The sequence below is a fragment of the Blautia acetica genome, from assembly GCF_038739805.1.
In the GTDB taxonomy this organism is placed as follows: domain Bacteria; phylum Bacillota; class Clostridia; order Lachnospirales; family Lachnospiraceae; genus Blautia.
The window spans coordinates 1-13,172 of record NZ_JBBEWO010000022.1 but is presented as its reverse complement, the minus strand read 5'-3'; the positions used below and the strand labels follow the sequence as shown (position 1 = coordinate 13,172).

Here is a 13,172-nt window from a genome sequence, read left to right as displayed (position 1 = left end):
ATTTCTTTAGTTTTTCTCATTATAAGCAGCCTATGTAAAATCTTTTAAGGATTTATGTTAAATCTATGTAAAATATCAGAAACTTTTAATGGCGTCTTCTGCGTCATCTGTATTTTTTCGGATATGACGAATGACAATGTAATAGCCTGCGGAGTCGCTGATTTTTACCCAGATTCTATCGCCTTCTTTATGTCCCAGAATAGCCTTTCCCAGCGGAGACTCTATGCTGATTTTATTCTCCAGAGAATTTCCCCGGATAGAGGTCACCAGCTTGTAGGTCTCTGTCTCGTCCTCTTCTTCAAAATATACCTCGACTACGTTATTCATACCGGCTTCATCTGCTTTGGAGTCTTCTGACACAATGACAGCCTGTCTTAACATGCGTTCCAGATAGCGGATTCTGCTCTCATTTTTATTTTTGTCCTTCTTTGCCGCATAATATTCAAAATTTTCGCTCAAATCCCCCTGGGCTCTTGCCTCTTTCACAGCCTCAATGGCTTCCTTGCGTACAATCAGCTTTCTGTATTCGATTTCTTTTTGAATTTTTTCCACATCGCTTTTGGTAAGACGTTCTCCCATGTCTGTAACCTCACTTTTCACTGGTTTTATTTTTATTGCTTTTAAATAGTATATCCTTCCCCTCTGTGTTTGTCTACCCGACAAAAGTCAAAGCGGAAACCTTTATACACCATTCTCTCATGTATAAAGATTCCCGCTGTTGTTTCACAAATCATCTCTGCCCGTTTTATTTCACAATTTCCTGATACAGCGCATGATTTTCCAGCGCCTGGGTCATCTCTGCCATACGGCTAACATCCCCTATAAGAATGACGCCGCAGAGGCGGTTGTTCAGGAAGTAATACTTCTGATAATGTTTTCTTCCCAAATCCTTAAACTCTGCTGTCCTGTAAATCAGGTTCGGATTTTTGCCATTGTCTCCTGCTGCAAAAAGTGCGGTCTTCATGCCGTGGAAGCTAAGCGCCGCCGGAACGGTCTCGTATACGGCTTCATCGCCGCAGGCCGCTGCGCCGGCTACCTTGCCCTGTTCTACCGCCTGAGGCCAGATTGCGTAATTGACGCCTTTAAACTGGGCACAGTCTCCGCAGGCATAAATATCCGGCACACTGGTTTCCATCTTCTCATTCACCACAACAGCCCGGTCAATTTCCAGGCCCGCTGCCTGTGCCAGCTGTGTGTTGGCTCTCACACCGCAGGATACAAGAACCAGTTCTGCCGGAAGGCTTGTACCGTCTCCCAGCTTCACGCCTGTTACGTTTCCGTTTCCTTCCAGTTCTGCAATCTGAACGCCTGTGTGTATGGAAATGCCCCTGCTCTCACTGATAAGCTTCAGCATTTCTCCTGCTGCTTCGTCCAACTGACGTCCCATAAGCTGGGGAGCCAATTCCAGTACCGTTACGCTGCAGCCTGCTTTTTTCATTTCCCATGCTGCTTCCAGTCCCAGCACACCGCCGCCGATAACTACAACATGTTTCACTTTTGGAAGCATATTTTCAATTTTTCTGGTATCTGCCAGACGGCGTACAGCCACAACGCCTTCCTGCTCATGGCCGGGAATCGGCGGTATAAAGCACTCGGAACCAAGGGCGTAAATCAGTTTTGTATAAGCCAGCTTCGTACCGTCCTCCAGCAGGACCTCTTTTTGCTCTGTATCCAGGCCGGTAACTTCTTTTCCCAGTATCAGATGAATGTTCTGCTCTTCATACCATTCTTTGCTCTGCATGGCAATCTGCTCTTCTGTCAAATCTGCCATAAGGGATTTTGTCAGCATTGGACGGTTGTAAGGAAGATATGGCTCATTGGAAATCATAACCACAGAGCCTGTCTTATCTCTTTCCCGGATGGCCGCTGCTGCGGAGTATCCTGCTGCGCCGCCGCCCAGAATCACATAGAAGTTTCTGGTATCGTTGTGATAATTGTTTTCTTCCACGTCTACAGGCACAAAATTCTCCTTGCCCACACCGCAGACCGGACAGATTTCCAGAGAAGAATCAAAGATTTCTCCGCATACCAGACATTTCACCAGTGTTCTGCTTCCCTTTGCCTGCTTTACATTTTCCTTATTCTGAAGCACACAGCCGAAATTATAGCCGTACTCATAAGCGTCCATGAGATTTTCCTCTCCTGGTTTGAACTTCACCCGGAAGCCCTGGTCTATCACCCTCATGCGAAGCTGTTTCAGTCTTTCAATCAGATGGGGAACCGCCTCGCCGCTCCAGCCATAGCTTCCGAATGCGCCGGCCAGCTTACCGCCGTGAGTGCCTGCGAAAATAGAGGTTGTCAAATCCCAGATAGGCTTTAACGCTTCTCCTACAATGGTGGGCGAACCGAAGAGGATTCCGTCCGCAAAGCCCAGTTCCTCCAAAACCTTGCCCCGGTCTGCTTCTACCATATCATAACAGCGCACATCAATATCTCCGCTTTCTTCAATGCCCCTGGCAATGGTTTCTGCCAGTTGTTTTGTATATCCATAGGCGCTTACATAAGGAATAATTACGGTTTTTCTGGGATTGGGATTCACCACGGTGCACCATTCCTCATAAGTATCCAGCATAAAATCAATGTTGGTATCCAGCACCGGACCGTGTCCTGTGCAAATCATGGAAATATCCAGATTTCTCACTCTGTCCAGCGCCTTTTTCATATAAGGCTTAAAAGGCCCGATAATGTTGTCAAAGTAATACTTGGTTGCCCGCATATAGCCTTCCCGGTCTGTCACCTTGCTCACCAGAATATCATGGAAGCCGTAGTGCGAACCGAAGGAGTCGCAGGTTACCAGAATCTGTTCTTCTTCAATATAAGTATACATGGTATCCGGCCAGTGTAAATTGGGCACTACAAGAAATTTTAGGGTTTTGTCCCCGATTTTCATCTCCTGGTTGTCCTTTACGGGAATGGCCGTAAATTCGCCGTTTACGATTTCCTTCAAAAAGCTGATGGCGCAGCCTGTTGCCACAATTTTCAGCCCCGGATTTAATTCCAGAAGCTTTTCTACGCTTCCGGCATGATCCGGCTCTGTGTGGTTCACCACCAGATAGTCGATGGTGGAAATATCTGTAATCTCTTTCAGTTTTTCCAGATACTCATCAAAAAATTTTGCCTTGGCTGTCTCAAACAGGATGGTCTTATCGCCGGCCTTCATGACATAGGAATTGTAGGTTGTTCCAAACTCTGTATACATAATAATGTCAAATACCCTCAGCTGGTCATCTACAATGCCGGTCCAGTAAAAATTTTCTCTCAATTTCAAGGATTCCATTCGTAAGTAACCTCCCTTTTGTTTTTCTTTTTATACAATTTCGTGTTACCTACAGTATAATCCAATCTGGATAAAATTACTACTGTTTTCTGTGGTTATTTTCTGTTTTTTCCTGTCACACCTTCAGCATCCGATACCCAACGCCGATATGCGTCTGTATATACATAGGCTCTGATGGGTTTGGCTCAATTTTTTTTCTCAAAGTTGCCATAAATACCCGCAGGGACGCCACATCATTGTCCCATGCGCTTCCCCAGATGGCTTTTGTGATATAGGTATGCGTCAGCACCTTTCCCACATTTTTGGAAAGAAGGCACAGCAGTTTATATTCAATAGGAGTCAAATGCAGTTCCTTATCTTTCATAAAGGCGCAGCCCCCGGCATAATCAATCTTCAAGTCTCCATCCTGAAATACGGAATTCTGCACCTGCTCTTCGCGGCTGTCGTTCAAACGGCGGAAAGTCACTCTGAGACGGGCCAGAAGTTCTTCTACGGAAAAAGGCTTCGTGAGATAATCGTCTGCCCCTGCATCCAGCGCCTCGATTTTGTCCGTGTCCTCGCTTCTTGCACTGATCACAATAATCGGTTTCTTAGACCAGGTACGGATTTTTTTGATAATGTCAATGCCGTCCATGTCCGGCAGTCCCAAGTCCAGAAGAATCACGTCCGGATTGTGAGAAGCCGCCTCCATAATGGCAGTTTCCCCTGTGGGCGCTGCCTGGAAACGATAATCATGGGTTTCCAAAGTGGTTACAATCAGGTTTCTGACTGCTGTGTCGTCTTCAACAACTAAAATTAATGGTTTATTCATGTAATTTAACCTCCTTCGCAGGCAATGTGAATACAAAGCGGGCGCCATGGGGCTGATTGTCCTCGACTTTTATTGTTCCTCCATGAGCCGTAATAATAGATTTGCACAAAGCAAGTCCCAGACCGAGACTTCTGCGGCTGTCCGCCGCTTTTGTGGCATCTGTATAAAACATTTCAAAAATATGCGCCTTGGCATTTTCTGAAACACCGCTTCCGTTATCCGATACGCTGACCTCTGCCAGGCCATCCTTCTGCCTTGTCTCTACTTCTATCGTCGACCCGGCAGGGGTATATTTAATAGCATTATCCATAAGATTTATCAATACCTGAACAATCAGTCTGGCATCTGCCTTCACCAAAAGCAGGCTGTCTGAAAAGTGAACTGTAATGCTGTGTTCCTTGCTTCTCTTTTCCACATGCTTCACTGCCTCATGAACAATTTCTTCCAGAAGTTCTGTATTCAGCCGAAGCTTCATAGTACCATCTTCAATCCGGGTAACAGAAAGCAGGTTTTCCACCAGATTAATCAGCCACAGGGAATCATCGTAAATATCTTCATACAACTGTCTGCGCTTTTCCCGGTCCATACTTTCTTCACTGGACAGCAAAATCCCTGCATTTCCCGAAATAGATGTCAGAGGCGTCCTCAAATCATGAGAAATGGAGCGCAGCAGATTGGCACGAAGCTGTTCATTCTTTGCCAAAAGCGCAGCGGCGGCTCTTTCTTTGGAAACTTTGTCATTTTTCATAGCCAGGGCACATTCGCCCAGAATAGACAGCATAACACTTTTTTCAAAGGAATCCGGTCTGCTTTTTCCAATAGCAATTCCCACTACGCCAAACACATCACTGCCCACTCTTACGGACAGATACAGGCATTCTGCTTCCGGAAAAGTTTTCGTAGCCGCACCTGCATGAATATTGTGTTCCAGCACCCATCGGGCAACCTTCGTTTCCTCCGGTGACAGGTAATTGGGTAAGTCCTCCTCCTGATAAGGAAATACTGCAGGCTTTCCCAGTTTGTTATTCTGCACTTCATAGAAAATAATGTCTCTCTTTAAAAGTTTTCTGAGCTGCCCACAGGTAACAGAAATAATCCCCTGAATATCCTGCTCCATGCCCAGCTGCTGATTTGTTTCAAAAAGAATCTTTGTCCTGTATGCTGTTTCCGCAGACTGCATGGCCTGCTGCTTTATTCTCACCGCCAGGGAACTGGTGATAAAAGCAGCGATAAACATCACCAGAAAGGTCGCCAGATGCCCAGCGTCATAGGCATTGAAAGTATAGCGCGGCTCTGTGAACAGAAAATTAAAGAGCAGGACGCTGATAACGGAACTGACAAGACTGTATGCTCTCTTTGAAGTCCATATAGCCGTTATCAGAACCCCCAGAATATATACGGTAATAATATTTGCTTCCCGAAATCCCCGCCGGGAAAAAAAGTAACTGATAAATGTAGAGATTGCCAGCACAAATATACTTTTTAAAACATCTCCTGCCAGATTTTCTATTTTCCCTTTTTCCCGGCTTAACAAGTCCCTGAACGTACTTTTCATCTTTTTGCATCCTTTCCTCTTTTTCTGTTTTCCATATTAGCACACTTTTCTCTGCGCTTCACTATCCCACGGTAATTTTCTCCATAGGAAATTTGGCAAAGTCCGGATGCTTGCCGGAAATAGCTGCAAAGACCAGAGTCAGGCCGCCTACACGTCCCCAGAACATGAGCACAATCAATATGAGCCGGGAAGCAAATCCAAGTTCTGTAGTGATTCCAAGGGTCAGCCCTACAGTTCCTATGGCCGAAGCCGTCTCAAAAAGACAGTCCAAAATAGGAATGCCTTCCATACAGCTTATGGCAATTCCGCCGGTGAGGAACAACACCAGGTACATCAGGAGAATCGTAGCCGCATGGTTTATGGTGTCGTCTGAAATTCTGCGATGAAAACAATTGGTCTCCCCTTTTCTTCGGAATACAGAAAAGGCAGAAGAGAACAACACGGCAATGGTAGTTGTCTTAATGCCGCCTGCAGTCGACCCGGGAGAACCGCCGGTAATCATAAGGATAATCATAATAAATACGCCCGCTTCGCTGAGCATGGTCAAATCCACTGTATTAAATCCGGCTGTTCTGGGTGTTACAGACTGGAAAAAGGAACCCAAAATCCTCTCTGATACGCTCATGCCGCTCCACTTGTCCGCAGAAAATTCTACAAAATAAAAATACAGGGCAGGCAGTAAAATCAACAGACTGGTTACCGTAAGAATCACCTTACTCTGCATTCTGTACTTTTTCAGATGAATTTTGTGGGTTTTTATATCATCCCAGGTAAGGAAACCGATTCCTCCGGTGACAATCAGGGTCATAATGGTAATATTAATCACCGGATTGTCCGCATAAGTAGTCAGGGAGGAAAATTCACTTCTCACTCCCAGCAAATCAAATCCGGCATTACAAAAAGCTGAAACCGCATGAAAAAGAGAATACCACAACCCTTTCACCGCGCCAAAATCCCGGCAGAACACCGGAAACATGGCTGCTGCTCCTGTCAGTTCTATGATAATTGTTGTTCTTAAAATAAAGCCTGTCATGCGCACAATTCCCCCAACATGGTGGGCGGAAATCGCCTCGCACATCGTACTTCGCTGCATAAATCCTATTTTTCTCCCGGAAAGCATGGCTATGGCAATGGACACAGTCACTACGCCCATACCGCCTATCTGAATGAGAATCATAATGACAAACTGCCCAAAGTAAGACCAGTACTGTGCCGTATCATGCAGCATCAAACCAGTTACACAAACCGCAGAAGTGGCCGTAAACAGAGAATCCCAAAAAGAGGCTCCTCCCGGTCCATTGGTAGAAACAGGCAGCATCAGAAGAAGGCTACCAGTCAAAATTACTATAAAAAATCCCAGACTGATAATCTGAAATGAAGTAAAATGTCTTTTTTTACGCATGAGTTTTCTCTTCCTCCACAATCTTTATGGTATCTTAATTATGGCTTGTCATGCATAAAAACTGTGTAAGCAAACTTTATACAGTATTAAGACTGTATAAAGAAATCTTTATATCCATCCCATTATCAAAGCTACCGGAAAAACCACGACGAAAGAGCAAAGAGCTACGGCTCCCAGCGTCAGAATCGGCATTCCGATAAAAACCCCCAGGAATGACAAAAATGGATGCATCTTTGCAAAAGTATTAGCAGATGCTTCTACTCTTTGTTTCATACTGTAAAAGGGGGAAGAAATAAAGATTGTGAAAAAGTGTATCTTTTCCTTTTGAAGAAATTCTCCGTAAATAATTTAAGGAACCGTCGCATAAAACGACGATTCCCTTTTTACAAATCCCCCGTAGGGTCTCCCACCGGCTCTGCCCCCAGATATTCCTCCAGAGTCAGATTCTGCTCGGTAATTTCTTTTGCCGCTTTTTTCCCTACATAGCGGTAATGCCAGGGCTCGAAAATAACCCCTGTAATATCACTTTTGTCCAGTGGATAACGGAGAATAAATCCATATTTCCAGGAGTTTTCAATCAGCCACTTCTGGTCTTCCGTTTCCATCTGTCCCTCATCCAGATTGGTATACTCGGAAGAAACGATATCCAGAGCCAGCCCCACCTGATGTTCACTGGTACCTGGCTTTGCCACTACAGTGGCCGCTTTTATGGCTGCATCTTCCTCATTCAGCCCGTCCTCGCTCATGACTCTGCTGATTTTGTTCTGATACAAGGATACTTGCGTATCCCAGGAGCGAAATGCCGAACAAATCATAGGAGAACGTCCGGCTTCTCTTGCCGCTGCAAACATGTCTTCCAGGTCATCCATAATTCTGGCATCCACCTGATACCCTTCCGAATCCAGAGTTTCCGTCTCCACCTCCGGCACGTCTGCTTCTGTCATGGGATTTTTGGCATTTACCAGCTTTAAATACCACTTGTCCTTCTCGCTTTCCTCTGCCAGAACCAGCTTGGATTCTTCTTTTTCACTTTCTTTTTCTGCTTCTTCTTTTTTCTGCTGCTCTGCGTAAGCCGCTTTGGACTCCTCTGCTTCCTTCTGTTTCTTTATATTCGTAATGCCCGCCCAGGCAATAAAGCACATAAGAACCGCCATTAACAGCAATCTTCTGTTTCTCTGCCGGACTCTTCGGATATTTCTTCTGTGCCTTCTCCTGCTTCTCTGGTTCATATTAATTACCACCCTTTACCCAAAATACAACTGATTCAATTACGTAATGTGCGCTTATTATATCATCTTTTTTTTGTAATTTCTTCATTTTGTTACAATTTTTTTAAATTTTTAATAGTTCTTTCCTACTTGAGTTATTATGTACCGGATAACTCATTTCATACAAGAGGGAGAAAACTGGAAAATACTTATGCCGGAACAGAAAGATAGCCGAGACTGCCAACTGCAGCATTCCCGGCTATCTTTTTATTTCTTCTCTTACAGAAGCACATACTTCAGCACAAACAGTACTGCCAGCACATACATCAACAGGCTGATTTTTTTCTCTTTTGCTTTTCCTGTAAACAGATTCAGAACCACATAGGAGATAACCCCCATAGAAATTCCTTCGGAAATGCTGTAGAAGAAAGGCATGGCAGCAATGCAGATATAGCACGGCAATGCTTCAGAAACATTATCAAAGTCAATGTTCACTACATTCGTCAGCATATAGAAACCGACTACTACCAGTGCAGGCGCCGTTGCAAAAGACGGAATAGCAAGAAAAATTGGTGACAGGAACAGGGACAGACCAAACAAAACAGCCGTTGTCACGGAAGTCAGTCCTGTTCTTCCTCCTTCTGAAACACCAGATGCACTTTCTACAAAAGTAGTGGTGGTGGATGTTCCTATAACGGCACCCAATGTTGTAGCTACTGCATCTGCCATTAAGGCACCTTTAATATTGGGAAGTTTTCCGTCTTCATCCAGCATCTGAGCCTTGGAGGATACCCCTATCAGTGTTCCAATGGTATCAAACAAATCCACAAATAAAAAGGCAAATACCACAACCACAAAATTCAGTGAAAAAATCCCGCTAAAATCCAATTTTCCAAACACAGGGGCAATACTTGGAATGGAAAGTCCATTGCTGAAATCAGGAAGCAGACCATAAAATCCCAGTTCTGGATTCGGTACATAGATTCCTGCAAATTGGCAGATAATTCCTAAAATCCAGGTAATCAGAATCCCCCACAGAATATTTCCTTTCACCTGCTTAATAACCAGATATCCTGTGACTAAAATTCCGATAATGGCCAGAAGCACGGTAATTCCCACGTCATGGAAGGAAGCCTTTACTCCGTTTACCTCATTATAAGCCTCTAAAGAAAACAGCTGCAGCAGAGTGGAACCGCCAATGACAATTTTGGCATTCTGCAGGCCGATAAAAGCAATAAACAAACCGATTCCCACACTCACAGCAGCTTTTAAGTTCTGGGGAATGGCATTAAAAATTGCTTCACGCACATTGGTAAGTGACAGAACAATAAAAACAAGACCTTCCACAAAAACTGCTGTGAGAGCGGTTTCCCAGGAGTATCCCATTCCCAGCACTACAGTGTACGCAAAGTACGCATTCAGTCCCATTCCCGGTGCCAGTGCAAATGGATAATTGGCAAAAAACGCCATAAATAAAGTACCCAGAAGGGCAGCCAGAGCTGTAGCGGTAAATACAGCTCCCTGGTCCATGCCTGCTTCTGCCATAATACCCGGGTTGACAGCCAAAATATAGGCCATGGTCATAAAAGTGGTGATTCCGGCCAATATCTCTGTTTTCACATCTGTACCGTTCTCACGCAGTTTGAATATCTTTTCCAACATTCTATTTCTCCTCCGTTTTCTATCGTTATAGGGCAACAGATGTATTGTAAGCAATTCCGCTTGGTTTTACAAGCTTTTTATAAAATTAAACAAAACCGGCCTAAATCTGCATCCCAGCCTTCACCGCCGGAGCAATGGACAGTTCCGGTGTATGATAAGGAATCAGGGTTGCCTGCAGGGCATGATAAATATCGGATTTGCCCGGCCATACGGTTCCAATGACTTCATTCTTCTCATTCATCTGATGGAACCAGGAACCGTTTACATGATCCAACACTTTTTCGTCCAGATATTTCATAAACTCTGTATAGTCTTCGCCGTATTTTTCTTTCTTTGTCACATGGTACAGCACTGCGGAGGTGTTAATGGCCTCGGCCAGTGTCCAGTGCATTCTGTCGTGTACCACCGGCTTGCCTTCCCAGTCTGTGGTGTATACGATACCCGGCGCCCCGTCTGCATTCCATGCGTCTTCCACTGCGCGGTTAAAGAGATTTTCTGCCGCTTCGATGTATTTTGCAGCGCCTTCTTTGTTGTCCTTGTGTGCAGATAAAGCCCACTGGGTAATCAGCCTTGCCCATTCAATGCCGTGTCCCGGTGTAGCACCGTATGGTTTGAACTGGTCTGCCGGCTGTTCTTTGTTGCATTCCAAATCTGCCACCCACTCTTTTGTAAAGTGTTCCGGGATTCTCCAGTTGTTATCTGATGCCCATACCAGCACATGGTCAATGATACGTCCTGCTCTTTTGCGGTATTTTTCATCTCCTGTCACGTCTGCTGCTGCCAGGAATGCCTCTACGGTGTGCATATTGGCATTTAAACCGCGATAGTCATCCAACACGGTAAACTCTGTGTTCCAGGTGTCACAGGAAAGACCTTCCTCTTCGTTCCAGAAACGCAGGTCATAGAGTTTCAAAGCGTCTTCTAAAAGTTCCTGAGCACCTTCTACCCCTGCCAGTACGGCAGAAGAAGCGGCCAGAATAACGAATGCATGTGCATAGCACTGTTTATTCGGCACAATTTCATTGTCTGCGGTAAGTCCTGCATACCAGCCGCCGTTTTTATCATCGTGAAGCTCTCCTCTTAAACCTTTGATGGCTACGGCTGCCAGTTCTTTGCTGCCTTCATGTCCCAGAAAAGTTCCGATGCTGTACACATGAGCCATACGGGAAGTAATCCAGGTTTCACGGTTTCTCTCCTTCCAGGGAGTTCCGTCCCCGCCCAGATAGTAAGAGCTTCCTCCCGGAGACGGGAATTTATGTCCGAAACTCAATAAATTCTCATTGATTTCTTTTAAAAACTGTCTGTTTTCCTCCGTATCAATCAAATATTTTTTACTCATTTCACCCATTGCTGTTATCCTCCTCTATCGAATGTCATAAACGCTGCGGACTCTGATATTCTCAGGCACACCTCTTAAAACTTCCACGGTTCTGCTGTCCCCGTGCAAATCAAAATAATTGTCGGACAGCACCATATCCTCATTCTCATCTAAGATTTCCACACTCTTTGCATAGGCATCCGCCCACACGGTAATGGTATTCCCCTCCACTTTGTAACGGAGATTTGGATTTTCATATTTAAAGTATTTCATAGGCTTCCAAAATTTCTGCCTTCGCGTTCCGCAGATACCATTTTACCAAAATTTCTCTGTCTTTTAAAGTCTCATTTGTCACATTTAGGGTAATAGATTTCTCAAATGCAAAATGCTGGCGGTTCATGTTGGCTTCCTGGGTCAGCCAGCTTTCTTCCTGGCAGGAAATCATCACAGGCGCAAAGAAACGCTTTGCATAATTCTATTTGTCCAGTGTATACCCCAGATAATTCAAGAATAATTCTGCATACATGGCATTGGCCCAGGAGAACCACTCTCTGGTATACCGGGTGTCATCCTCGCAGCAGAAGCCCTCATGCATCACGCCTTTTCCTCCTGTGGTAGCAGCCATGTTTTCCAGAATTCTTCTCTTTTCTTCTCTGTCCCCGGTGGTCAGCCCCTGCACCGCCATGGCAATGTGCCAGATGTAGTTGGACGGAGTATGGGGACTTCCGATCCCTGCCGCTTTTGCGCCCTTGAAGTAAAAAGGATTGGCTTCGCTTAAAAGCAGTCTTCTGGTGTTGGCTTCGACTTCCTTATCTGACGGATAACCCAGGTAATTCATGGCCAGAAGGCTTGGCACATTGGCATCGTCCATTAAATTGTACATGCCGAATCCGTCCGTTTCATAGGCGTAGACCATGCCAAACTCTTCGGTAAAAGTCTTTCCAATGGTTTCAATGGCGGTATGTACTTCCTCTTTCAAAGCCTTTGCCGCCTCTGCAATTTCCCCATTGCCATAAATCTTCCGCTCAATTTTCTCCAGATATCCCAGCACGGTTACGGCGAACATGTTGGAAGGAATCAGGTACCCGTAAGTGCAGGCGTCATCACTGGGACGAAAACCGGACCAAATCAGGCCCGTACCGGATTTTACCAGCGCACCTTTTCCATCTCTGGAAAGGGTATCCCGGTAATAACCGTTATGGCGGCAGAAGCGGTAAGAGGATTTTTCCTCATGGTGCTGCTCGGTTCGGAACACCTCTAAAATCTTCTGTACCCCGCTTTGGAAATCCTCGTTAAACTGGGTGGTGCAGCCTGTATTCTTCCATAAGAGGTACGCAAGCTGAATGGGATAGCACAGAGAATCCACCTCAAATTTTCGTTCCCAAACCCAGGGATTCTGGTTGGGGTCATCTTTTTCCCAGCAGGCTCCGCTTGGAGAATCGTTAAAGGCATTGGCATACTCGTCTATGCATATACAGAAAAACTGCCGTCTTACCAGACCTGCTATCAATTCCCGCACCTCTTCATTTTCCTTCGCCAGAAAGATGTACGGACGCAGCTGGGCAGCGGAATCCCGCAGCCACATGGCAGGAATATCCCCGGTAATGACATGGGTGGTATTGTTTTCCATTCTCTTTACCGTGGTATCCAGTGTGTTGGTGTAGCAGGTAGTGAAAAGTTCCATAAGATGCGGACATTCCTTTGTCTGCTCTTTTAACATTTCTAAAAAATCATCCATGGTTTCCTGTATGCTCATGATTTGTCCTCCATATCAATATAATTGGAAAGTAAATTTTCTTTGGAATATTCTAGTGCATTGACACGTATACATTTAGCATTACTGCCACTTACACGGAAGTGGCAGTAAATTTGGGATATAGCGAATTCAATTTGATTCGTGCATCAGCAGTTTTAAATTGCCAATCCACCTTTGCCGCCC

The 13,172-nt window shown here is 45.1% G+C and carries 12 protein-coding genes; all 12 read right to left on the bottom strand.

Annotated elements, in window-relative coordinates; all coding sequences use genetic code 11:
* Positions 1 to 75 precede the first annotated feature (75 nt).
* Entirely contained in the window at positions 76 to 579 is a 504-nt protein-coding gene (locus WBS51_RS12915; protein WP_173748934.1) for a GreA/GreB family elongation factor, read from the bottom strand.
* A gap of 166 nt (positions 580 to 745) precedes the next feature.
* A complete protein-coding gene (locus tag WBS51_RS12910; protein WP_294461420.1) occupies positions 746 to 3,277 on the bottom strand; it encodes an FAD-dependent oxidoreductase in 2,532 nt (843 codons plus the stop codon).
* A 115-nt stretch (positions 3,278 to 3,392) separates the two neighbouring features.
* Positions 3,393 to 4,088, bottom strand: a complete 696-nt coding sequence (locus WBS51_RS12905; protein WP_173748932.1) for a response regulator — start codon at positions 4,086 to 4,088, stop codon at positions 3,393 to 3,395.
* A complete protein-coding gene (locus tag WBS51_RS12900; protein WP_291681870.1) occupies positions 4,081 to 5,643 on the bottom strand; it encodes a DUF4118 domain-containing protein in 1,563 nt (520 codons plus the stop codon). Before WBS51_RS12900 ends, WBS51_RS12905 begins: the two co-directional genes overlap by 8 nt.
* Before the next feature lie 61 nt (positions 5,644 to 5,704).
* Complete coding sequence (locus tag WBS51_RS12895) at positions 5,705 to 7,045, bottom strand: TrkH family potassium uptake protein (RefSeq protein WP_294461417.1); 1,341 nt, start codon at positions 7,043 to 7,045, stop codon at positions 5,705 to 5,707.
* Between the two features lie 108 nt (positions 7,046 to 7,153).
* Entirely contained in the window at positions 7,154 to 7,318 is a 165-nt protein-coding gene (locus tag WBS51_RS12890) for a hypothetical protein (protein WP_302702872.1), read from the bottom strand.
* A gap of 110 nt (positions 7,319 to 7,428) precedes the next feature.
* Positions 7,429 to 7,989 (bottom strand): M15 family metallopeptidase, encoded by a 561-nt coding sequence (locus WBS51_RS12885; protein WP_370779157.1) that lies wholly within the window; start codon positions 7,987 to 7,989, stop codon positions 7,429 to 7,431.
* Between the two features lie 543 nt (positions 7,990 to 8,532).
* On the bottom strand, positions 8,533 to 9,915 hold the full coding sequence (locus WBS51_RS12880; protein WP_173748928.1) for an NCS2 family permease: 1,383 nt from the start codon (positions 9,913 to 9,915) through the stop codon (positions 8,533 to 8,535).
* A 100-nt stretch (positions 9,916 to 10,015) separates the two neighbouring features.
* Positions 10,016 to 11,263 carry an AGE family epimerase/isomerase gene (locus tag WBS51_RS12875; protein ID WP_330489613.1) on the bottom strand — a complete coding sequence of 416 codons (1,248 nt, stop codon included), beginning with the start codon at positions 11,261 to 11,263 and terminating at the stop codon, positions 10,016 to 10,018.
* Positions 11,264 to 11,278: 15 nt separating this feature from the next.
* Positions 11,279 to 11,506, bottom strand: coding sequence for a glycoside hydrolase family 2 protein (locus WBS51_RS12870; protein WP_302702871.1), 228 nt, complete (start codon positions 11,504 to 11,506; stop codon positions 11,279 to 11,281).
* Positions 11,493 to 11,678, bottom strand: coding sequence for a hypothetical protein (locus WBS51_RS12865; protein WP_302702870.1), 186 nt, complete (start codon positions 11,676 to 11,678; stop codon positions 11,493 to 11,495). Before WBS51_RS12865 ends, WBS51_RS12870 begins: the two co-directional genes overlap by 14 nt.
* A 30-nt stretch (positions 11,679 to 11,708) precedes the next feature.
* A complete protein-coding gene (locus tag WBS51_RS12860; protein ID WP_173748927.1) occupies positions 11,709 to 12,989 on the bottom strand; it encodes a glycoside hydrolase family 125 protein in 1,281 nt (426 codons plus the stop codon).
* Positions 12,990 to 13,172: the final 183 nt, after the last annotated feature.